At 47.6% G+C, this 23,469-nt stretch carries 14 protein-coding genes, 3 tRNA genes and 1 riboswitch; of the genes, 6 read left to right on the top strand and 11 right to left on the bottom strand.

All coding sequences use genetic code 11. The features are described from left to right. The first annotated feature begins 276 nt into the window (after nucleotides 1-276). Nucleotides 277-7,650, top strand: a complete 7,374-nt coding sequence (locus ACJHX7_RS11850; protein WP_123007015.1) for an Ig-like domain-containing protein — start codon at nucleotides 277-279, stop codon at nucleotides 7,648-7,650. A 260-nt stretch (nucleotides 7,651-7,910) separates the two neighbouring features. Here ACJHX7_RS11850 and ACJHX7_RS11845 read toward each other — a convergent pair whose 3' ends face one another. Beyond that, nucleotides 7,911-8,963 carry a glycosyltransferase family 9 protein gene (locus tag ACJHX7_RS11845; RefSeq protein ID WP_094029882.1) on the bottom strand — a complete coding sequence of 351 codons (1,053 nt, stop codon included), beginning with the start codon at nucleotides 8,961-8,963 and terminating at the stop codon, nucleotides 7,911-7,913. 314 nt (nucleotides 8,964-9,277) lie between these two features. Here ACJHX7_RS11845 and shiA point away from each other — a divergent pair, with 314 nt between their 5' ends. The 3 genes from shiA to ACJHX7_RS11830 all read left to right on the top strand — a co-directional run bounded on the left by shiA (nucleotide 9,278) and on the right by ACJHX7_RS11830 (nucleotide 13,208). Further along, nucleotides 9,278-10,594 (top strand): shikimate transporter, encoded by a 1,317-nt coding sequence (gene shiA / locus ACJHX7_RS11840; RefSeq protein WP_000378562.1) that lies wholly within the window; start codon nucleotides 9,278-9,280, stop codon nucleotides 10,592-10,594. Nucleotides 10,595-10,695: 101 nt separating this feature from the next. Next, a complete protein-coding gene (gene amn / locus ACJHX7_RS11835; RefSeq protein ID WP_094029881.1) occupies nucleotides 10,696-12,150 on the top strand; it encodes an AMP nucleosidase in 1,455 nt (484 codons plus the stop codon). A 341-nt stretch (nucleotides 12,151-12,491) separates the two neighbouring features. Beyond that, nucleotides 12,492-13,208, top strand: coding sequence for a YebC/PmpR family DNA-binding transcriptional regulator (locus ACJHX7_RS11830; protein WP_000532923.1), 717 nt, complete (start codon nucleotides 12,492-12,494; stop codon nucleotides 13,206-13,208). 450 nt (nucleotides 13,209-13,658) lie between these two features. On the opposite strand, the gene ACJHX7_RS11825 is transcribed toward ACJHX7_RS11830, so the two are convergent. After that, a tRNA-Asn gene (locus ACJHX7_RS11825) sits at nucleotides 13,659-13,734 on the bottom strand. Between the two features lie 100 nt (nucleotides 13,735-13,834). Beyond that, nucleotides 13,835-15,322, bottom strand: a complete 1,488-nt coding sequence (gene yeeO, locus ACJHX7_RS11820) for a toxic metabolite efflux MATE transporter YeeO (protein WP_094029880.1) — start codon at nucleotides 15,320-15,322, stop codon at nucleotides 13,835-13,837. Between the two features lie 160 nt (nucleotides 15,323-15,482). On the opposite strand from yeeO, the gene ACJHX7_RS11815 reads away from it, so the two are divergent. Next, nucleotides 15,483-15,558, top strand: a tRNA-Asn gene (locus ACJHX7_RS11815). 37 nt (nucleotides 15,559-15,595) lie between these two features. Here ACJHX7_RS11815 and cbl read toward each other — a convergent pair. After that, nucleotides 15,596-16,546, bottom strand: a complete 951-nt coding sequence (cbl, locus tag ACJHX7_RS11810) for an HTH-type transcriptional regulator Cbl (RefSeq protein WP_032171479.1) — start codon at nucleotides 16,544-16,546, stop codon at nucleotides 15,596-15,598. Nucleotides 16,547-16,647: 101 nt separating this feature from the next. Next, nucleotides 16,648-17,565, bottom strand: coding sequence for a nitrogen assimilation transcriptional regulator NAC (nac, locus tag ACJHX7_RS11805; protein ID WP_001011472.1), 918 nt, complete (start codon nucleotides 17,563-17,565; stop codon nucleotides 16,648-16,650). A gap of 325 nt (nucleotides 17,566-17,890) precedes the next feature. On the opposite strand from nac, the gene ACJHX7_RS11800 reads away from it, so the two are divergent. Next, nucleotides 17,891-17,966 (top strand) — tRNA-Asn (locus tag ACJHX7_RS11800). A 55-nt stretch (nucleotides 17,967-18,021) separates the two neighbouring features. On the opposite strand, the gene ldtA is transcribed toward ACJHX7_RS11800, so the two are convergent. The 6 genes from ldtA to pocR form a co-directional block, all read right to left on the bottom strand. Next, a complete protein-coding gene (gene ldtA / locus ACJHX7_RS11795; RefSeq protein WP_000986329.1) occupies nucleotides 18,022-18,957 on the bottom strand; it encodes a L,D-transpeptidase in 936 nt (311 codons plus the stop codon). Between the two features lie 61 nt (nucleotides 18,958-19,018). Next, on the bottom strand, nucleotides 19,019-20,098 hold the full coding sequence (cobT, locus tag ACJHX7_RS11790) for a nicotinate-nucleotide--dimethylbenzimidazole phosphoribosyltransferase (RefSeq protein ID WP_061092885.1): 1,080 nt from the start codon (nucleotides 20,096-20,098) through the stop codon (nucleotides 19,019-19,021). Nucleotides 20,099-20,109: 11 nt separating this feature from the next. Continuing rightward, the gene (cobS, locus tag ACJHX7_RS11785) at nucleotides 20,110-20,853 is read right to left on the bottom strand and encodes an adenosylcobinamide-GDP ribazoletransferase (protein WP_001333892.1); all 744 of its coding nucleotides are present in this window, start codon (nucleotides 20,851-20,853) and stop codon (nucleotides 20,110-20,112) included. After that, nucleotides 20,850-21,395: a bifunctional adenosylcobinamide kinase/adenosylcobinamide-phosphate guanylyltransferase gene (cobU, locus tag ACJHX7_RS11780; protein ID WP_094029879.1), complete on the bottom strand. Its 546-nt coding sequence runs from the start codon at nucleotides 21,393-21,395 to the stop codon at nucleotides 20,850-20,852. The genes cobS and cobU overlap by 4 nt, the downstream gene beginning before the upstream one ends. A gap of 133 nt (nucleotides 21,396-21,528) precedes the next feature. Then, nucleotides 21,529-21,966: a cobalamin biosynthesis protein gene (locus ACJHX7_RS11775; protein WP_122992243.1), complete on the bottom strand. Its 438-nt coding sequence runs from the start codon at nucleotides 21,964-21,966 to the stop codon at nucleotides 21,529-21,531. A 217-nt stretch (nucleotides 21,967-22,183) separates the two neighbouring features. Next, nucleotides 22,184-22,359: riboswitch (cobalamin riboswitch) on the bottom strand. Between the two features lie 91 nt (nucleotides 22,360-22,450). Next, on the bottom strand, nucleotides 22,451-23,365 hold the full coding sequence (pocR, locus tag ACJHX7_RS11770; RefSeq protein WP_000622046.1) for a transcriptional regulator PocR: 915 nt from the start codon (nucleotides 23,363-23,365) through the stop codon (nucleotides 22,451-22,453). Nucleotides 23,366-23,469 lie beyond the last annotated feature (104 nt).

Raw genomic sequence — 23,469 nt, 5'->3', positions numbered from 1 at the left:
ATCTTAGTTGAGCATTGCTTTTTAACGGATAGCGGGTTTTTGACATCTTAAGCGCCCTCAACCTTTATGGTTGAGGGCGTTTTGCTATGAACGTCATCACCATTTTCCCCTCGATTATAAAACTTGAGTAATTCAGTAGTCTCCCCTCTTGCAACTCACACCCAAAACTGCTTAACGAAAAGTTATTAATTTTCAATCATATTGCTATCAGGATTTACTTTTTTTCGCTGTGCTAGAAAGGGCGCATTTATGTTAGCTCGTTCAGGGAAGGTAAGCATGGCTACGAAGAAGAGAAGTGGAGAAGAAATAAATGACCGACAAATTTTATGCGGGATGGGTATTAAACTACGCCGCTTAACTGCGGGTATCTGCCTGGTAACTCAACTTGTGTTCCCTATGACTGTGGCAGCACAAGGTGTGGTAAACGCCGCAACCCAACAACCAGTTCCTGCACAAATCGCCATTGCAAATGCCAATACGGTGCCCTACACCCTTGGAGCGCTGGAATCGGCCCAAAGCGTTGCCGAACGTTTCGGTATTTCGGTGGCTGAGTTACGCAAACTCAACCAGTTTCGTACGTTTGCTCGAGGTTTTGATAATGTCCGCCAGGGTGATGAACTGGATGTCCCGGCACAAGTTAGTGAAAAAAAATTAACCCCGCCGCCGGGTAATAGCAGTGACAACCTTGAGCAACAGATAGCCAGTACTTCACAGCAAATCGGGTCTCTGCTCGCCGAAGATATGAACAGCGAGCAAGCGGCCAATATGGCGCGTGGATGGGCCTCTTCTCAGGCATCTGGCGCAATGACAGACTGGTTAAGCCGCTTCGGTACCGCAAGAATCACGCTGGGCGTGGATGAAGATTTTAGCCTGAAGAATTCCCAGTTCGATTTTCTCCACCCGTGGTATGAAACGCCTGATAATCTCTTTTTCAGCCAGCATACTCTCCACCGTACTGACGAGCGTACGCAGATTAACAACGGCTTGGGTTGGCGTCATTTCACTCCCACATGGATGTCGGGCATCAACTTCTTTTTCGACCACGATCTTAGCCGTTACCACTCCCGCGCCGGCATTGGCGCGGAGTACTGGCGCGACTATCTAAAATTAAGCAGTAACGGCTATTTGCGACTGACCAACTGGCGCAGCGCACCTGAACTGGACAACGATTATGAAGCACGCCCGGCCAATGGCTGGGATGTACGCGCAGAAGGCTGGTTACCCGCCTGGCCGCACCTTGGCGGTAAACTGGTCTATGAACAGTATTATGGCGATGAAGTGGCCCTGTTCGATAAAGACGATCGGCAAAGTAATCCTCATGCCATAACCGCTGGACTTAACTATACCCCCTTCCCGCTGATGACCTTCAGCGCGGAGCAACGCCAGGGTAAACAGGGCGAAAATGACACCCGTTTTGCCGTCGATTTTACCTGGCAACCTGGCAGCGCAATGCAGAAACAGCTTGACCCGAATGAAATCGCTGCACGGCGTAGCCTTGCAGGCAGCCGTTATGATCTGGTGGATCGCAACAACAACATCGTTCTGGAATATCGCAAAAAAGAACTGGTTCGCCTGACCCTGACAGACCCCGTGACAGGGAAGTCAGGAGAAGTGAAATCATTGGTTTCGTCGCTACAAACCAAATATGCCCTGAAAGGCTATAACGTCGAAGCCACCGCTCTGGAAGCTGCCGGTGGTAAAGTGGTCACAACGGGTAAAGATATTCTGGTTACCCTGCCGCCGTACCGGTTCACCAGTACGCCAGAAACCGATAACACCTGGCCGATTGAAGTCACCGCTGAAGATGTCAAAGGCAATTTGTCGAATCGCGAACAAAGCATGGTAGTCGTTCAGGCACCTACGCTAAGCCAGAAAGATTCCTCGATATCGTTAAGTACCCAAACATTGAGTGCGGATTCCCATTCAACCGCCACACTGACTTTTATTGCGCATGATGCAGCAGGTAATCCTGTTATCGGGCTGGTGCTCTCGACGCGTCACGAAGGTGTTCAGGACATCACCCTTTCTGACTGGAAAGATAATGGTGACGGAAGCTATACCCAGATCCTGACCACAGGAGCGATGTCTGGCACGCTGACGCTGATGCCACAGCTGAACGGTGTGGATGCGGCTAAAGCCCCCGCCGTGGTGAATATCATTTCTGTTTCGTCATCCCGAACTCACTCGTCAATTAAGATTGATAAGGACCGTTATCTCTCCGGGAATCCTATCGAGGTGACGGTAGAACTGAGAGATGAAAATGACAAACCTGTTAAGGAACAAAAACAGCAACTGAATACCGCAGTCAGCATCGACAACGTGAAACCTGGTGTCACTACAGACTGGAAAGAAACCGCAGATGGCGTCTACAAGGCAACCTATACCGCCTATACCAAAGGCAGTGGGCTTACTGCGAAGCTGTTAATGCAAAACTGGAATGAAGATTTGCATACCGCTGGATTTATCATCGACGCCAACCCGCAGTCAGCGAAAATTGCGACATTATCTGCCAGCAATAATGGTGTGCTCGCCAATGAGAATGCAGCAAACACCGTCTCGGTCAATGTCGCTGATGAGGGAAGCAACCCAATCAATGATCATACCGTCACGTTTGCGGTATTAAGCGGATCGGCAACTTCCTTTCACAATCAAAACACCGCAAAAACGGATGTTAATGGTCTGGCGAATTTTGATCTGAAAAGTAGTAAGCAGGAAGACAACACGGTTGAAGTCACCCTTGAAAATGGCGTGAAACAAACGTTAATCGTCAGTTTTGTCGGTGACTCGAGTACCGCGCAGGTTGATCTGCAAAAGTCGAAAAATGAAGTGGTCGCTGACGGCAATGACAGCGCCACCATGACCGCGACAGTCCGGGATGCAAAAGGCAACCTGCTCAATGACGTCAAGGTCACCTTCAATGTTAATTCAGCAGCAGCGAAACTGAGCCAAACCGAAGTGAATAGCCACGACGGGATCGCCACAGCTACGCTGACCAGTTTGAAAAATGGTGATTATACGGTTACGGCCTCTGTGGGCTCTGGTTCTCAGGCTAATCAACAGGTGATTTTTATCGGTGATCAAAGTACTGCATCCCTGACCCTCAGTGTGCCCCCAGGCGAGATCACCGTCACCGACACAGCGCCTCAACAGCTGACGGCAACCTTGCAGGATAAAAATGGCAACCCACTAAAAGATAAAGAAATCACTTTCTCTGTGCCAAACGACGTCGCAAGTCGGTTCTCGATTAGCAACAGCGGAAAAGGCATGACGGATAGCAACGGGATTGCAATCGCCTCCCTGACCGGCACGTTAGCGGGCACGCATATGATCACGGCTCGTCTGGCTAACAGCAATGTCAGCGATGCACAGCCAATGACGTTTGTGGCGGATAAAGACAGAGCGGTTGTCGCTCTACAAACATCGAAAGCGGAAATCATTGGGAATGGCGTGGATGAGACGACTCTGACAGCAACAGTGAAAGATCCTTTTGATAACGTGGTTAAAAATCTGTCAGTAGTCTTCCGCACCTCTCCCGCAGACACGCAACTGAGTCTGAACGCGCGTAATACTAATGAGAACGGTATTGCTGAAGTTACCCTTAAGGGCACGGTTTTGGGTGTTCATACAGCCGAAGCCACACTACCTAACGGCAACAACGGTACGAAGACAGTCAATATTGCGCCCGATGCCAGCAACGCGCAGGTCACGCTGAATATCCCTGCTCAACAGGTGGTGACGAATAACAGTGACAGCGTGCAGCTGACGGCAACGGTGAAAGATCCGTCGAATCATCCGGTGGCGGGAATAACGGTGAACTTCACCATGCCACAGGACGTTGCGGCAAACTTTACCCTCGAAAATAACGGTATTGCCATCACTCAGGCCAATGGCGAAGCGCATGTCACGCTCAAAGGCAAAAAAGCGGGCACGCATACGGTTACCGCAACGCTGGGTAATAACAATACCAGTGATTCGCAGCCGGTAACGTTTGTGGCGGACAAAACCTCGGCTCAGGTTGTCCTGCAGATGTCAAAAGATGAGATCACAGGTAATGGCGTCGATAACGCAACGCTAACTGCAACGGTTAAAGATCAGTTCGACAATGAGGTGAACAATCTTCCGGTAACATTCAGCTCAGCCTCTTCAGGACTCACCCTGACCCCGGGAGTGAGTAATACCAATGAGTCTGGCATCGCGCAGGCCACTCTCGCAGGCGTTGCCTTTGGTGAGCAGACGGTCACTGCATCACTGGCTAATACTGGTGCCAGCGACAACAAAACTGTGCATTTTATTGGCGACACAGCGGCGGCAAAAATTATCGAGTTGACGCCTGTCCCAGACAGCATAATCGCCGGTACCCCGCAGAACAGCACCGGCAGCGTCATTACCGCCACAGTCGTTGATAATAATGGCTTTCCGGTGAAAGGTGTGACTGTGAACTTCACCAGCCGAACAAACTCTGCCGAAATGACGAATGGCGGCCAAGCCGTAACGAACGAACAGGGTAAGGCAACCGTCACTTATACCAATACCCGCTCCTCGATAGAATCAGGAGCGAGACCGGATACCGTTGAGGCCAGTCTGGAAAATGGTAACTCCACGCTTAGCACATCAATTAATGTCAACGCGGATGCGTCTACAGCACATCTCACCTTGCTACATGCACTTTTTGATACAGTCTCCGCAGGCGAGACAACCAGTCTGTATATTGAGGTGAAGGATAATTACGGCAATGGTGTACCCCAGCATCAGGTAACCCTCAGCGTTTCACCAAGTGAAGGCGTGACCCTCAGTAATAACGGTATATATACTACCAACTACTACGGCTATTTTTACGCAAGCTTTACCGCTACAAAAGCCGGGGTTTATCAAGTGACGGCAACCCTCGACAATGGCGATTCGATGCAACAAACAGTGACCTATGTGCCGAACGTCGCGAATGCTGAAATCACGCTGGCAGCCTCGAAGGATCCGGTGATTGCCGACAATAACGATCTCACGACACTCACAGCAACAGTCGCTGATACAGAGGGCAATGCGATAGCCAACACTGAGGTAACATTTACTCTGCCGGAAGATGTGAGGGCGAACTTCACGCTGAGCGATGGCGGTAAAGCGATTACTGATACTGAAGGCAAAGCGAAAGTCACGCTGAAAGGTACAAAAGCAGGCGCTCATACTGTTACAGCATCGATGGCTGGCGGTAAGAGTGAGCAGTTGGTGGTGAACTTTATTGCGGATACGCTCACTGCGCAGGTTAATCTTAACGTTACCGAAAACAACTTTATCGCCAATAACATTGGAATGACCATACTTCAGGCAACAGTGACTGATGGAAACGGCAACCCGTTAGCCAATGAGGCGGTGACATTCACGCTACCGGCAGATGTGAGTGCAAGCTTTACTCTCGGACAAGGCGGTTCCGCCATTACTGACATCAACGGCAAGGCTGAAGTTACACTGAGCGGTACAAAATCCGGCACCTATCCCGTGACAGTTAGCGTGAACAATTATGGTGTCAGTGATGCGAAACAGGTGACGTTGATTGGCGATGCAGGTACCGCAAAACTGGCCTCCTTAACCTCTGTATACTCATTCGTCGTCAGCACGACCGAGGGCGCGACCATGACGGCAAGCGTCACTGACGCTAACGGCAACCCGGTAAAAGGCATAAAAGTTAATTTCCGCGGAACCTCCGTCACGCTAAGCAGCACCAGCGTTGAAACGGATGATCAGGGTTTCGCTGAAATTCTTGTGACAAGCACCGAGGTCGGACTGAAAACAGTTTCAGCCTCTTTGGCAGATAAACCGACTGAAGTCATCTCACGATTACTGAATGCCAGTGCAGATGTTAATTCTGCGACGATTACCAGTCTGGAGATACCTGAAGGTCAGGTAATGGTCGCACAAGACGTAGCAGTTAAAGCTCACGTCAACGACCAGTTTGGCAACCCGGTTACGCATCAACCCGTCACATTCAGTGCAGAACCATCCTCGCAAATGATCATCAGCCAGAATACGGTCTCTACTAATACGCAGGGTATAGCCGAGGTCACTATGACGCCCGAAAGAAACGGTTCGTATATGGTGAAAGCATCACTGGCGAATGGAGCCTCACTTGAGAAACAACTGGAGGCTATTGATGAAAAACTGACACTCACGGCGCCCAGCCCGCTTATCGGTGTCAATTCCCCAACAGGTGCAACTCTGACGGCAACGCTAACTTCTGCAAATGGCACGCCAGTGGAGGGTCAGGTCATCAACTTTAGCGTAACGCCAGAAGGTGCAACGTTAAGTGGCGGAAAAGTGAGAACCAACTCTTCAGGTCAAGCACCAGTCGTTCTGACCAGCAATAAAGTCGGTACATATACGGTGACTGCATCGTTCCATAACGGTGTAACAATACAGACACAGACAACCGTGAAAGTCACTGGCAACTCAAGCACCGCACATGTTGCCAGCTTTATCGCAGATCCATCGACTATCGCCGCCACCAACAGTGATTTAAGTACCTTAAAGGCAACGGTTGAGGATGGCAGTGGTAACCTGATCGAAGGTCTCACTGTGTACTTCGCCTTAAAAAGCGGCTCTGCCACATTAACGTCATTAACAGCGGTGACCGATCAAAACGGAATCGCGACAACAAGCGTGAAAGGAGCGATGACAGGTAGCGTCACGGTAAGCGCAGTCACGACCGCTGGTGGAATGCAAACAGTAGATATAACGCTGGTGGCAGGCTCGGCTGACGCCTCGCAGTCCGTCCTTAAGAACAATCGGTCATCACTGAAAGGGGACTATACCGATAGTGCTGAGCTACATCTTGTTTTGTACGATATATCAGGCAATCCGATCAAAGTTTCTGAAGGGATGGAATTTGTGCAATCAGGTACTAACGTGCCCTATGTGAAAATTAGCGCAATAGATTACAGTCAAAATATCAACGGTGATTACAAAGCCACTGTTACAGGAGGCGGAGAGGGTATCGCAACGCTGATCCCTGTATTGAATGGTGTTCATCAAGCGGGTCTGAGTACCACAATACAATTCACTCGCGCAGAAGACAAAATAATGAGCGGTACAGTGTTAGTCAATGGTGCTAACCTACCAACAACTACATTCCCTTCGCAGGGATTCACTGGGGCGTATTATCAGTTGAATAATGACAACTTTGCTCCAGGAAAAACGGCGGCTGATTATGAGTTTTCAAGCTCTGGCTCCTGGGTCGATGTTGATGCTACCGGTAAAGTGACATTTAAAAATGTCGGCAGCAAATGGGAGAGGATTACGGCGACGCCAAAAACAGGCGGCCCTAGCTATATATACGAAATCCGAGTGAAGAGTTGGTGGGTGAACGCCGGCGATGCTTTCATGATATACAGCCTTGCTGAAAATTTTTGCAGTAGCAATGGCTACACACTTCCCCTTGGAGACCATTTAAACCATAGTCGTTCCCGAGGCATCGGGTCACTGTACAGTGAATGGGGAGATATGGGGCATTACACGACTGAAGCTGGTTTTCAATCAAATATGTATTGGTCATCTAGTCCCGCAAACTCAAGCGAACAATACGTAATTTCTCTGGCAACAGGTGAGCAAAGTGTATTTGAAAAGCTTGGGTTTGCTCATGCGACATGTTATAAAAACCTCTGATTTTCCGCTATAATTTCTTAAAGAGTGCTCCATTCGGGGCACTCTTTTTTACATTCCCTCTACAGAACTTGCCCTTCTCTCACAGAAAATGAATAAATAAAAATGCGATACCGCCAGATTCGCGTTCGGTGTGACTATGGTTGTATCCGGTGAGTACAGCTTTGATCCAAAGGCTGGCTTCTGTGATGATTAACCAGCCTCAGGGTATTGATGACACCACCGTTCATAACAGATCGGCATTACTTTGCATACGTACTGCTTCATATTCTCGCCAAAACACTTTTTAATGCCTTTGCGAATTCATCCAGACTTATATTGTCAATTTTTTTCCCAACGACGACTGACTCCGAAACATCGGCCATTGCTGGCCATCGCGTTTTGTAATCAGCATAAATTGCAACAACGGGGGTATTATAGGCACTTGCCATATGTAATATTGAGGTGTCAGGAGTTATTGCGATATAAGCATCTTTTATGATTGCTGCTGAACGTTTAATCGAGGGTGATAAGGATAAACGGTAGACATTATTATAACAATCCACTAACACCCTGGCTTTTTCTTCCCCTTTTGGTCCATGAACGATCACTATTGGTATATCTGTTTCACTTTGAATTTTTTCTATTAGATTTTCTGCAATCGATAATGAAAATGTACGTTCCTGCGAGCTACCTTCTAAATTAAGCGCAATGTAAGATCCTAACGATCGCATTTCCTCGCGCACCTCATCGAGTACATCCTTACTTAGTGGCAATTCATATATTGGCCTGACTGCTGGAAAACCCGCCTCACGCATCATAAATGCCCATGTCATGGGTACAGGAGCCCGGAGATTCTGATCCATCCGGGACGCGCTCTTACACAAAGGGGAATAGCACTTCATGGTTAAACCAACAACCTGAAAATTCGTTTTTGCTTTCAACTGACTGATAAATATCATCGTTTTCAGGTTCTTTTTACGCATCGCCTCTATACAAAGATCCGGCGTACCGTATTGCTGTGTTATGTTCTTCGCTAAATCTTTTATTTCTTTTAATGTTGCGTGATCCTGCATAGTCATTGTGACTAATGTTAATTTAGTCTGTTCAAGTTTGAGCGCGTTAAAGACTTCTAAATTAATTGTCGACGTAACAATTAAAAGATGTTTAATTTTATGCAATTCAAGCGCCCGAATAACTGGAAAGATGGCCATAGCATCGCCAATCTGATCGGGAATATGGATAACAACAAACTCTGTTTTTTCAATATTGAAATTAAAAGCTTTATAATCGTAGTAACTAAATGCAATACGTCTCAACAATGATGCTAAAAACATAACTAACCCCGCCTCCCTACTGGTTATAATGCAATGCAGTTTATCAGACTCATCAGGGCGCAATTTTGTGCATATGCGGACTTTTATGTTTCATATCTCGAATCTGTGGATCCTCTGCTTAATCCTTAAACAACACCAGCAACTCCTGCGCTTTCATCTTCCAGCGAATTTTTCATGTTGCCGTAAATCAGCCATAAAATCATTTGCAGATGCGCTCTGTCGAGGTAGTCTCATAAGGTTCGTTTATAGATCGACGGCAATGTGAGTTACCTTTTCCATACTAATTATAAAAAGACAGTACAAACAGGATCATTATGGACTCCACGCTCATCTCCACTCGTCCCGATGAAGGGACGCTTTCGTTAAGTCGCGCCCGACGAGCTGCGTTAGGCAGTTTCGCTGGTGCCGTCGTCGACTGGTATGATTTTTTACTCTATGGCATTACCGCCGCACTGGTGTTTAATCGCGAGTTTTTCCCGCAAGTAAGCCCGGCTATGGGAACGCTCGCCGCATTTGCCACCTTTGGTGTCGGCTTCCTTTTCCGTCCGCTCGGCGGTGTCATTTTCGGTCACTTTGGCGACCGACTGGGACGTAAGCGCATGTTAATGCTAACCGTCTGGATGATGGGTATCGCGACAGCCTTGATTGGTATTCTTCCTTCATTCTCGACTATTGGGTGGTGGGCCCCCATTTTACTGGTGACGCTGCGTGCCATTCAGGGATTTGCCGTCGGCGGCGAATGGGGAGGCGCGGCGTTACTTTCCGTTGAAAGTGCGCCGAAAAATAAAAAAGCCTTTTACAGTAGCGGTGTACAAGTTGGCTACGGAGTAGGTTTGCTGCTTTCAACCGGACTGGTTTCATTGATCAGTATGATGACGACTGACGAACAGTTTTTAAGCTGGGGCTGGCGCATTCCTTTCCTGTTTAGCATCGTACTGGTACTGGGGGCATTGTGGGTGCGTAATGGCATGGAGGAGTCCGCGGAATTTGAACAACAGCAACATAATCAAGCGGCCGCGAAAAAACGCATCCCGGTTATCGAAGCACTATTACGACATCCCGGTGCTTTCCTGAAGATTATTGCGCTACGACTGTGCGAGTTGCTGACGATGTACATCGTTACTGCCTTTGCACTTAATTATTCAACCCAGAATATGGGGTTACCGCGCGAACTTTTCCTTAATATTGGTTTGCTGGTCGGTGGATTAAGCTGCCTGACAATTCCCTGTTTTGCCTGGCTTGCCGATCGTTTTGGTCGCCGCAGGGTTTATATCACAGGCGCGTTGATCGGAACGTTGAGCGCATTTCCTTTCTTTATGGCGCTTGAAGCACAATCTATTTTCTGGATAGTTTTCTTCTCCATAATGCTGGCAAACATTGCGCATGACATGGTGGTGTGCGTGCAACAACCGATGTTTACCGAAATGTTTGGTGCCAGTTATCGCTATAGTGGCGCTGGAGTCGGATATCAGGTTGCCAGTGTGGTTGGCGGTGGATTTACACCTTTCATTGCCGCTGCACTTATCACTTACTTTGCCGGGAACTGGCATAGCGTCGCCATTTATTTACTGGCTGGATGCCTGATTTCCGCAATGACCGCTTTGTTGATGAAAGACAATCAACGCGCTTAATAGCCTGGCGAAGATCATCCGATCTTCGCCTTACACTTTTGTTTCACATTCCTGTGACATACTATCGGAAGTGCGGTAATTGTATGGAACAGGAGACACACATGAATAATAAGGGCTCCGGTCTGACCCCAGCTCAGGCACTGGATAAACTCGACACGCTGTATGAGCAATCTGTAGTCGCTTTACGCAACGCCATTGGCAAATATATTACAAGTGGCGAATTACCTGATGAAAACGCCCGCAAACAAGGTCTTTTTGTCTATCCATCACTGACCGTAACCTGGGACGGTAGCACAACCAATCCCCCCAAAACGCGCGCATTTGGTCGTTTTACCCACGCAGGCAGCTACACCACCACGATTACTCGCCCTACTCTCTTTCGTTCGTATCTCAATGAACAACTTACGTTGCTGTATCAGGATTATGGTGCGCATATCTCGGTGCAACCCTCGCAGCATGAAATCCCTTATCCTTATGTCATCGATGGCTCTGAATTGACACTTGATCGCTCAATGAGCGCTGGGTTAACTCGCTACTTCCCGACAACAGAACTGGCGCAAATTGGCGATGAAACTGCAGACGGCATTTATCATCCAACTGAATTCTCCCCGCTATCGCATTTTGATGCGCGCCGCGTCGATTTTTCCCTCGCGCGGTTGCGCCATTATACCGGTACGCCAGTTGAACATTTTCAGCCGTTCGTCTTGTTTACCAACTACACACGTTATGTGGATGAATTCGTTCGTTGGGGATGCAGCCAGATCCTCGACCCTGATAGTCCCTACATTGCCCTTTCTTGTGCTGGCGGGAACTGGATCACCGCCGAAACCGAAGCGCCAGAAGAAGCCATTTCCGACCTTGCATGGAAAAAACACCAGATGCCAGCATGGCATTTAATTACCGCCGATGGTCAGGGTATTACTCTGGTGAATATTGGCGTGGGACCGTCAAATGCTAAAACCATCTGCGATCATCTGGCGGTGCTACGCCCGGATGTCTGGTTGATGATTGGTCACTGTGGTGGCTTACGTGAAAGCCAGGCCATTGGAGATTATGTACTTGCACACGCTTATTTACGCGATGACCACGTTCTTGATGCGGTACTGCCGCCCGATATTCCTATTCCGAGCATTGCTGAAGTGCAACGTGCGCTTTATGACGCTACCAAGTTAGTCAGCGGCAGGCCCGGTGAGGAAGTTAAACAGCGGCTACGTACTGGCACTGTGGTAACCACAGATGACAGGAACTGGGAATTACGTTACTCAGCTTCTGCACTTCGTTTTAACTTAAGCCGGGCCGTAGCAATTGATATGGAAAGTGCAACCATTGCCGCGCAAGGATATCGTTTCCGCGTGCCATACGGGACACTACTGTGTGTTTCAGATAAACCGTTGCATGGTGAGATTAAACTTCCTGGTCAGGCTAACCGTTTTTATGAAGGCGCTATTTCCGAACACCTGCAAATTGGCATTCGGGCGATCGATTTGCTGCGCGCAGAAGGCGACCGACTGCATTCACGTAAATTACGAACCTTTAATGAACCGCCGTTCCGGTAATAAGTTCTGTTCCTTTTTATCAGGAATAGATGTGAAGGATTTAGTAAGTCATCCAGCAAATAGCCTGCAATAAAGCAGGCTGTTTGCTTCCTGGGGCGGATACGAGTTTTATTCTAGCCTTAATGATTTCCACATATTAAAAGCAAGTATGCTTTCAAAACACAATTATAAAAAAATCCGCCAACGACATTAGTTTTTATGAGATTAAATATAATATTATGGCTTTAGAATATTTTTATTTCTAATAGACGAGATTTTTCCTGTTATGATATAATATGCCGAATTAACACATGTTAACGATTTACCAGTAATGTAAATAAATTTTCGAGGAGATCATTCCAGTGGGACGTAAATGGGCCAATATTGTTGCTAAAAAAACGGCTAAAGACGGTGCAACGTCTAAAATTTATGCAAAATTCGGTGTAGAAATCTATGCTGCTGCTAAACAAGGTGAACCCGATCCAGAATTAAACACATCTTTAAAATTCGTTATTGAACGAGCAAAGCAGGCACAAGTTCCAAAGCATGTTATTGATAAAGCAATTGATAAAGCCAAAGGCGGCGGAGATGAAACGTTCGTGCAGGGCCGTTATGAAGGCTTTGGTCCTAATGGCTCAATGATTATCGCCGAGACCTTGACTTCAAATGTTAACCGTACGATTGCTAACGTTCGCACAATTTTCAATAAAAAAGGCGGCAATATCGGAGCGGCAGGTTCTGTCAGCTATATGTTTGACAATACGGGTGTGATTGTATTTAAAGGAACAGACCCTGACCATATTTTTGAAATTTTACTTGAAGCTGAAGTTGATGTTCGTGATGTGACTGAAGAAGAAGGTAATATTGTTATTTATACTGAACCTACTGACCTTCATAAAGGAATCGCGGCTCTAAAAGCAGCTGGAATCACTGAGTTCTCAACAACAGAATTAGAAATGATTGCTCAATCTGAAGTTGAGCTTTCCCCAGAAGATTTAGAAATCTTTGAAGGGCTTGTTGATGCCCTTGAAGATGACGACGATGTTCAAAAAGTTTATCATAACGTCGCAAATCTCTAATTATATTTTAAAGAAATCTGTCTTTATGGCAGATTTCTTTAATCTCATATAATTCTTATAAAAAATATAATATTCAACTCGTCATATTGATTATAAAAATACCGGTCCCAGAGAAATAATATTTATTAAAATTCCAGGTTTTCTTTTTCTGATTACAGAAGGCAAAGTGGCAATTACGCATAGTTTCCCGATAAAAACGCGACAGCGACATCCAGCATAAGGTATTTTTCTCTATACCTTTGTACGGTACTTCACGGAACGAAGTTTTTGACCTTGCGAATCGTGATGTCTGTTGGGGGGCAATTTGCTCACTGAAGCGTGAGACTCGATTAAGCGCACGAAACACAGAAATCAAAAAACCCGGTCACTTTTTTACAAGGTAACCGGGTAAAAATAATTTTTATTTTTTAACTGTCTTGAGACTCATAGAGATGTCTCAAAACTAAAATTTGGCTCCTCTGACTGGACTCGAACCAGTGACATACGGATTAACAGTCCGCCGTTCTACCGACTGAACTACAGAGGAATCGTGAGAACGAGGCGAATATTAGCGACGCTCATCCACAATGTCAAAGCCTGTTTTTTAAATTTGAAATCGTTTGCTGAAATAATCTGCACTTTGTCGTTTATTCCGACACAACTGGCTTTTTTTCACACTTTTGCGGCTCAGGTCGAGGATATTTCCACAGCCAATGTCCAGTAACCATTCGCCAGTAAAACAGCACGGCCCGCACAGCCCAGTCGGCAAACATTCCCATCCAGACACCAACCACACCCCAGCCAAGCATGATTCCCAGCACATAACCGACTACAACCCGGCAACCCCACATGCTCAACATAGAAACCCACATGGCGTAACGTGCATCGCGAGCACCCTTAAATCCAGCGGGTAGCACCCATGAGGCAGACCAAATAGGCATAAATAAAGCATTTAGCCAAATCAGAATCACAACGACATGTTTAACCTGTGGATCCTGGGTGTAAAACGATGCCATAACCCCGGCAAAGGGAGCCGTTAGCCAGGCGATGGCCGTTAATCCAAGAGTGGACAGCCAGAACACATGCCGCAACTGAATCTCTGCTTGCGCTATCTGCCCTACCCCCAACCTTCGGCCTGTAATGATCGTAGAAGCAGAGCCGAGCGCACTTCCGGGTAAGTTGATAAGAGCCGCAATTGAAAACGCGATAAAATTTCCGGCAATAACACTGGTCCCCATCCCGGCAACGAAAATTTGGGTTAATAACCGACCACTGGTAAATAACACTGATTCGACACTCGCTGGAATACCAATCCCCATGACTTCCCAGATAATGCTAAAATTCAGCGGTTTAAAATAGCTCTTTAACGAAATCCTTAGCGCAGGATTAAAACCAATCGCCAGCACCCACAAAATTGCAACTGCGCCAATATAACGAGAAATGGTTAAACCCAACCCAGCCCCGACAAATCCCAGTCCCGGCCAGGAGAAAAGGCCGTAAATCAATATGCCGCTAATAATAATATTAAGAATATTCAGGCTACCGTTAATCAGTAGCGGTATTTTCGTATTCCCTGCACCACGAAGTGCCCCGCTACCAATCAAAGTGATGGCAGCTGCTGGATAACTGAGTACCGTCAGCTCCAGATAAGTCAACGCCAGTGCTTTAACTTCTGTCGTGGCATCACCCGCGACGAAATCAATAATTTGTTCGCCAAAATGATGAATAAGCGTTGCCAACAGTACGGCAAACAACGTCATGATCACCAATGACTGCCGCGTCGCCACCCTCGCTCGTCGTCGATCCCGCTTACCGAGACTAAATGCCACAACGACAGTAGTACCAAGATCGATAGCAGCAAAAAAAGCCATAATGACCATATTGAAGCTGTCCGCCAATCCCACGCCGGCCATCGCATCTTTTCCCAGCCAGCTGACCAGAAAAGTGCTCAGGACCCCCATCAACAGGACACAGGCGTTCTCCATGAAGATAGGAACAGCAAGCGGGGTTATCTCGCGCCAGAACAACACTTTGTAACTCTTGCGTTTGGCGTGCCAGCGAGTGCCGTGAACAACCTGGCGTAAAGCAGAGGAGATATTCAAAGCCGACCTTAATTGCAGAAAGTGAAACCACATTTCAAATAATGAGGGAGAATCAGCAAAGCTGCAAAGATTTTCGCCAACAAATTGTCTGCAAATGCAACAAACTGTTGATAGAAACGGCAAACGGTTGGGAAATTTAAAAATCGGGTTTGACAAAAGATTTTTCGCCGTTAAGATGTGCCTCAACAGCGATTCCTCTGTAGTTCAGTCGGTAGAACGGCGGACTGTTAATCCGTATGTCACTGGTTCGAGTCCAGTCAGAGGAGCCAAATTTCTGAAAAGCCCGCTTTTATAGCGGGCTTTTTGCTATATCTGATAATCAATTTCCTCTTCACTGTTCTCCATCACCTGGCGCTTGATATCCTCAACTGACAGTCCTGCATTACAAAGTTCCAGAAAGCGCCAGACATAGTTACGTTGAAGTTGCCCTCGCTTCAGTCCCAACCAGACAGTATTAGCATCGAAAAGATGCCTCGTATCCAGACGGATTAAATTCTTTTCCTCTTGTTCACCACTGGATTGTTCGGCAACTAATCCGATCCCCAGCCCAAGAGCAACATAGGTTTTAATGACATCAGAATCCTGCGCACTTAATACAATATCTGCCAGCAAACCTTTGCGGACAAATGCGTCATCAATACGTGAGCGCCCCGTAATCCCCTGTCGGTAAGTAATTAACGGCCACTTTGCTATTGATTCCAGCGTCAACGGTGTAATTTGCGTCAAGGGATGATCGAGTGGAACAAGCAAACTATGGTGCCAGCGAAACCACGGGAAGGCGGCGAGCTGCGGGTCATTACTCAAACGCTCGCTGGCGATACCAATATCAGCTTCGCCATTTTGCAACAACGTCGCAATTTCCTGTGGCGTACCCTGGATCAGCTCGAGCCGAACCTCCGGGAAAAGTTCGCGAAAAGCTTTAATGACCTCAGGCAAGCTATAACGTGCCTGAGTATGCGTCGTTGCAATAGTGAGAACGCCAGACGTATCGTTGGTAAACAGGTCTGCAAGCCGACGAACATTACTGGCTTCATTCAGAATACGTTCTGCAATGACCAGTAATGCTTTGCCCGGTTCAGTCATGCCCAGCAGTCGCTTACCTCGTCGAACAAATATTTCGATGCCAAGTTCATCCTCCAGTTCCCGAATATGACGGCTAACGCCTGACTGTGAGGTAAAAAGCATATTCGCAACCTCTGTCAGGTTGTAATCCTGACGTGCAGCCTCGCGGATTATCTTTAGTTGTTGGAAATTCACGGTAAACTCCGGGCAGTTCAGATATCCCGTTATTGTTAAAGTCTAATGCCCGGCATAACAAATAATAAAAACCCGCATCTTATTCCATCCCGATATAACGCTTAGCTCACCAATTGCCACTGCCTTTTTTCCATCACTGGAGAACTCATCACTGACATTAACAACTCTTTCACTGCTTGCGCCTGTGGTGATAAGTTCGCTCTGGCGGGTAAATTTAATGACAAAGAGAGACTCATGGAAGGAGTGGTAATGCGTGACATCCAACCATTTACTGCGCCACATAACGAACGCGCGGCCGATTCGGGTAATACTGCAACGCCCATGCCGCTGGCAATCGCTGCGGTAAGCGTGGCAATAGACTCAATTTCACCAATGACTTTTGCCGTGAGTCGCCGTAGGGAAAAAGCCTCATCAACACGAAGTCTAATAGCACTGTAATCACTTGGGAGAAAAAGGTTCATTTGCGCAATAGCATTAACATCAACGCTTTGCCCCGGGCAATCTTGAGTTCCTACCAGAAAAAGATCTTCTTTCAGTAAAGCCTGACTGGATACACCAGCCACAGGGGAATGCTCATAAATCACCGCCATATCGAGTTGGTGATTTATCAGTTTTTCGTTAAGCACTGCTCCGCTATTTTCATGAAGATAGATAACGACCTCCGGGAATTCAGCGCGAACCGCCTGTAATAAGGGCATGGTGATGGATGACGCAGCGGTTCCTGGCGCAAAGCCAATCGAGACTTGCCCCGATAATGCCTGACCAACGTTATGCACCGCCAGTTGGGCCTGCTCACACTGACGTAAAATGGCCCGCGCATGGGTATAGAGAATTTTTCCGGCGTCAGTTGGCGTAACGCCCCGTTTTGTGCGAATCAAAAGTTGTTGATTTAACTCACCTTCGAGTGTGGCAACCTGCTGGCTGAGCGCTGGTTGTGCGATATGCAATACTTCAGCAGCCTGGGTCAGGCTACCAATATCTACAATTTTTACGAAGTATTTCAGGCGTCTGAAGTTCATGTTGCCTCCGGTTTTTAAGAATCGGCCCAAGTGCCGCCATTACTTACAACCAGATTGCAAGATGCTTGCCAGTTTTATTTTGGCGTTGATGTACAAGCTAACCAACTGTCAAATAAGAGATTATGATAGATTCGTCATTGGCTCTTTTTATCAGCTGTCGCGTTCCCCTGCCCCATAAAAGAAGGGTATGCACCACGATGGTTCATTACCAATAAGATTGAAAGCTCACCACTTTGTTGAAATTGACAGCAAACAAACAAAAAAATGCATTTCACCCTTTGACATCACCATGTACTGCCATTAATATGCGCCCCGTTCACACGATTCCTCTGTAGTTCAGTCGGTAGAACGGCGGACTGTTAATCCGTATGTCACTGGTTCGAGTCCAGTCAGAGGAGCCAGATTCAAAAAAGCCTGCTTTCTAGCAGGCTTTTTGCTTGCTAATTACCAACGCTCTTAAAACATCTGTCTTGAACCAGAACTAATTTGCACAGGCATTCCCGATCGACGTTGCAACGCAGCATTTGCGCGATTCACATCAACTTCTTGCCCGTTGATAAACGCCCGCAAAGATGGGGTTACCGGCAATGGCACTTTTCGGTCAGACTCATATTCTGCACGATTGCGCGACAGCGGCTCATGAACTTCCAGCCACTTTGAACCATCCGGTTCCGTTGTGTATTTCACTGGCTGATCAATAATTTGAACACGAGTACCTACAGGAACATTATCAAACAAATATTTGATATCGTCATTGCGCAGACGAATACAGCCCTGACTTACCCGAAGTCCAATACCAAAATTGGCATTGGTACCGTGGATGGCATACAACCTGCCAATATAAATCGCGTACAGCCCCATGGGATTATCGGGCCCCGCAGGAACAAATGCGGGCAAACTCTCCCCTCGTTTCGCATATTCGCGCCGGGTGTTCGGCGTTGGCGTCCAGGTTGGAGCTTCTTGTTTACGTTCAACGGTAGTCACCCAGTTACGCGGGGTTTCTCGCCCAGCCTGGCCGATACCAATAGGAAAGACTTCCACAGTATTACTGTCTGGTGGGTAGTAATAAAGACGCATCTCAGCGACGTTAACCACAATCCCTTTACGAACAGTGGCGGGCAAAATCAGTTGCTGCGGAATGGTGAGTTGCGAACCTGACTTCGGCAAGAAAACATCAGCGCCCGGATTCGCTTCCAGCATGTTACTTAACCCTTGCCCGTATTGTGCGGCAAAAGTCTCCAGCGGCTGGGTATTGTGATCAGGAACAGTTACAGTAAGTGACTGCCCCACTAAACGGCTACCCTCTGGAGGTAATGGATAAGTTACCGCCAGGCTAGTATGGCTGGCAAAAAGCAGAGCAAATGAGCAAAGAATATTTACACGACGCATCATGTCCCTTTCCTAAGTCGCGAAAGCTATCCGTTAAGTATAGCTTTTATCAGACTTTTCGTTTTTAACTGTTCAAATCAGAAGTCGTATTCCCCGGTAGAACAATATTACTGGCAGCAAGTTCGCCCATGTTGTTATATATCGCACAGGCAGCTTCGATGATGGGCATCGCCAGAGCTGCGCCACTCCCCTCACCTAAACGCATCTCCATATTGAGATAAGGCTCCAGCCCCAAATGCGACAGCGCAATACGCGCCCCTTTTTCTGCCGACAGGTGAGAAGGAATGAGATACGGTTTGATCGCAGGAGACATCTGGCAGGCTGCGAGCGCAGCAGCATAAGAAAGAAATCCATCCAGCAACACGGGTAAACCGCAGGAAGCAGCGCCTAACATCACGCCAGCCATTCCGACCAAATCAAATCCACCCACTTTTGCCAGAACATTAACGCCATCCTGCGGATTTGGCTGATTCAACGTAATCGCCCGGCGCACAACATCAATTTTATTAGCCAGTTTATCTGTCGGCAGGTTTGCGCCAATCCCAACCACTTCTTCAGGATCCCGGCCAGTGATTGTGCTGACTATTGCTGCTGCCGGTGTCGTGTTTGCCATCCCCAGTTCACCTACACCAAACAGCGTGACACCGTTTTTTGCCAGCTCCCGCGTATAACATATGACGTCCAAAAGCAACTTTTCAGCCTGACGGCGACTCATTGCCGGAGCTGAAGCAATATTGCCGCTACCTCGTGCGACACGCATGTTGATAAGCCCGGGGATAGGCTCAGCAGTATCAATACCAACATCAATTACGTGGACGTTAGCGCCCGCTTGTGCTGCCAGCACACACACGCCGGTTGTTCCGCGGGTCATATTTTCAGCCTGAATGGCTGTGACTTCTTTTGGGGAAATAGCGACCCCTTCCTCCCAGACGCCGTGATCGGCACACATAACCAGTACCGCTTTTTTGCCCACATGCGGTATGCCATTCAACCCCGGCATTCCCGCCAGTTGTACGCCAAGCGCCTCCAGCCTTCCCAGGCTACCAACAGGTTTGAGTAACCCGTCAATATGCCGTTGTGCACGCGACATAGCGGCAGGATCGATGGCAGGGATCGTATTCAGTAAATTGGCAAGTGTTTGCATGTCACGTCTCTTTATAGCAGTGCCAGCAGGAAGACCAGTTCACCAAGCTCTATGGCTGCTCCCAGCGTATCGCCGGTTTGCCCGCCCAGCGTACGTTTGAGAAGCTGACCGAGGATGAAAATCGCCACCATCGTCACCACCATAGCAGCCACACCATGCATACCCGGCAATAATACGGCAGCAAAAATAGCGGCTAAGCCGAGTGTGACGCAGGTTTGTCGCCCATCAATTTTGCCAATGAACACATTGCCAAGCCCTTCTTCCCGCGCATAACGATGACGATACATCAATAATGCGGCAGTCCCGCGGCTGACCGCACATGCTGCCGCCAGCGATGCAAGGATCGGTTCGCCACGCAGAGCCAACTCGCTTAACACCAGAATCTTTGCCAGTACCACAAAAATCAATGCCAGACCGCCGTGGGTGCCTAAACGGCTATCACGCATGATTTCCAACATGCGATCGCGGCTACGTGCAGAAAATACGCCATCACAGGTATCAGCGAGGCCGTCCAGATGGAATCCCCCGGTCATCAGCGCCAGCACAAGTACGCTAAACAGTGCCGCCAGTGGTGCGCCACACCATGCCTGCAGCACCATGAAGACCAACCCGCTAATCGCGCCAAGCAATAATCCAATCAAAGGAAAAGTAATAATACCGCGAGAATAATGCTCGAAATCCAGTCCCTGGGACCAGCGACGCGGTACAGGCAGACGCGTAATAAATGAGAGCATCGCCCAAAATAATTTACTCATTTGATTTTTACTCCAATACCCGAAACCACCAGCCATACTTCATTTGCCGCAGCGGCCAACTGCTGATTTACCCGCCCGGCAATATCACGAAAATGTCGTGCCAGACGACTCTCCGGCACAATCCCCATTCCCACTTCGTTAGTCACTAATACAACCTTTGCGGGGCAACGTTGGCAGGCAGCAATCAACGACTGAATCTCAGCATTAATCGCCTGTTCCATCGCCTGATAATCCCATTCATCAGGGTCTTTATCGCCGCCATAATCAAACAACAGATTAGTCACCATTGTGGTAACGCATTCCAGCAACACAGCCTCATTCGGGTTAATGTCTGCATGAATTAATTCATCAAGATGTTGCCAGCGCTCCACTGTGCGCCAGTGCGCCGGGCGGCCTTTCCGATGATGTTCTATCCGTGCAGCCATCTCATCATCAAGGATTTGCGAGGTGGCGATATACAGAACCTGTGAAGAGTCCCCAATAAGCGCTTCTGCGTGGCGACTCTTCCCGCTCCGTGCTCCACCTGTCACCAAAATCATCATACCGACTCCTGATTCAATTGTATGATGGTATTCATTGAACAGAACAATGGATCCCCCACCGTTGCTGACCGCAAAACATTTACGCGATTAATACTGCGCGTAATATAATTAAAAATCCAGCATTCTCAATCCATTACGAAAGAAGATGGCATTGCGGAATAGCCAGACTTCCTCGTGTTAACGTCCGACAAAATGCGTCATTGACAGCGGTTTCTCTGGCATGACAGATTTCATTCAGATAATGGATTAATGCTACAGCCCCACCAGCCGGACCAGTCAGCAAACGGGCATTGTGTTCTGTAATCAAAATTACCGTCGTTCCCTCAGAATGAGCGAGCCATTCTGGTACGGATATCTCGCTTTCAGCTGCTATCAATAGCAGCACTGAATAATAGCTATACGCATCTGATAACGATTGCACAGGCCCACCGTCAAAAGGCTGGAAATCTTGCTGCCAGTCCTCACCAACAAAACAGGTTATTGGCAATATTTCCGCCAGATGTTTCGCCAGATCCACATCTCCAGATAAGAGGCAAAAAAGAGCTATCGATTCGGGTTTTATCGTTTTCATGCCTCTCGCCCTCCACTTAATTTCCTGTAATGGCGGTCTGGTTGATAAGCCATGAAACAAGATTGCCACACCTTAAGTGCAGCCCTGGTGCCTGTCGGCACTGCGATGAAAGAACTAAATGATGCCGCCATACCCTGATCCTTTCAGGGTGGTAGGGGTATAAAGACGCGCCTGTACTCTACCGGACGCTTCCGGGCAACCCACTTCCCACCGAAGTTGTTGGTATTGACTGACTGGCTGGTCTTCTGGCTTAGCGTCATCCTCTCCCGACCTTCCCAATCTCGCGATCAGTGGCATTTTCGGGTTTGTCAGCATTACAGCAGCGGGGGCTGCGAGGGATTTTCACCCTCTTCCCAGGCACAAATGTGCCACACCTGTCAGCGTATGTTATGAGCTGATTTCACTTTTCCCATAACAGGTAAATAACGTTAATTATTCATTGCAGAGTTTATTTAAACCGTCCTCTTTTTTTGGGGAATTTACTCTATACCGTTTCCATCGCCGCATTATCACTCACTTGCTGTCGATACACCTGTGGCGTAACCTGATAAGTCTGACGGAAAACTTTGCAAAAATAACTTGTTTGCGAAAAACCTAAATTACGCGCAATGCTGGCGATGCTCCAGTCACTATGGCACAGTAACTCACGAGCGCTGGCCATCCGTTGTTGGTTTACCCACGCATTAAACCCGATTCCATGGTATTTCTTAAATAACTTACTGAAATAATAAGGGCTTAGATAAACGTGCGAGGCGACATCTTCCAGACGCAAATCGTCTGATAAATGCGCATCAATATAACGTAAAGCTTTTTTCATTTTATTGTCGTGGGGACCAGGCGCACGAGTCTGGCGCACCGAATCTGACTGAGATTTGTTCTCTTTAATAACCACAAAATTGAGTTGTTTTTTTAGGCAATTTTCTACAATCAACTTCAACAAATCAGCAGAGGCCATAACTCTTGAGTAATCCATCTCAGGGACTTTGCGAAATTCATTAAGTAATTCGGGATCTGCCTGCCAGCAATCATCGACATTCAGAATATCGACCAAATCGACATCATCATTACGCAGACGAACTTGCCCGCACAATACAAAACCAACTAAATGTCCGGCGATTACCAGTGGAATAGAGAAATCGGTTAATCCGGCATGACAGCGATAAATACAAGGCTGATCGGACTTAGAGGCTTCCAGGCCCCCACAACGATCGCTCATGCGACATCGAGTGCTTAGCTGAGGGTGTTGCCGCATCATCTGACAAAATGGAGTGAAGTTAAACAGCTCGGAAATTTCATCGCCGTGAATATTGACCACGACAACCGCAAGGCTGGTCGCCTGCGCAAAATCCTGCGCGATTTTATTAATGAGTTCTGAATTAAGTGTCGCCGCAGAAATCATGATAAAACCTCCCAGTTAATTTATTGTTATAGCAAAACAATTGTTTTACATTTAATCTTCACATCATCCCTGATGATTTACTGACGAGAAGCACAAAGGACAAT

The sequence above is a fragment of the Escherichia sp. WS1451 genome, from assembly GCF_046487365.1.
Classification (GTDB): Bacteria; Pseudomonadota; Gammaproteobacteria; order Enterobacterales; family Enterobacteriaceae; genus Escherichia; species Escherichia coli.
This window is presented reverse-complemented; position numbering and strand designations above follow the sequence as displayed.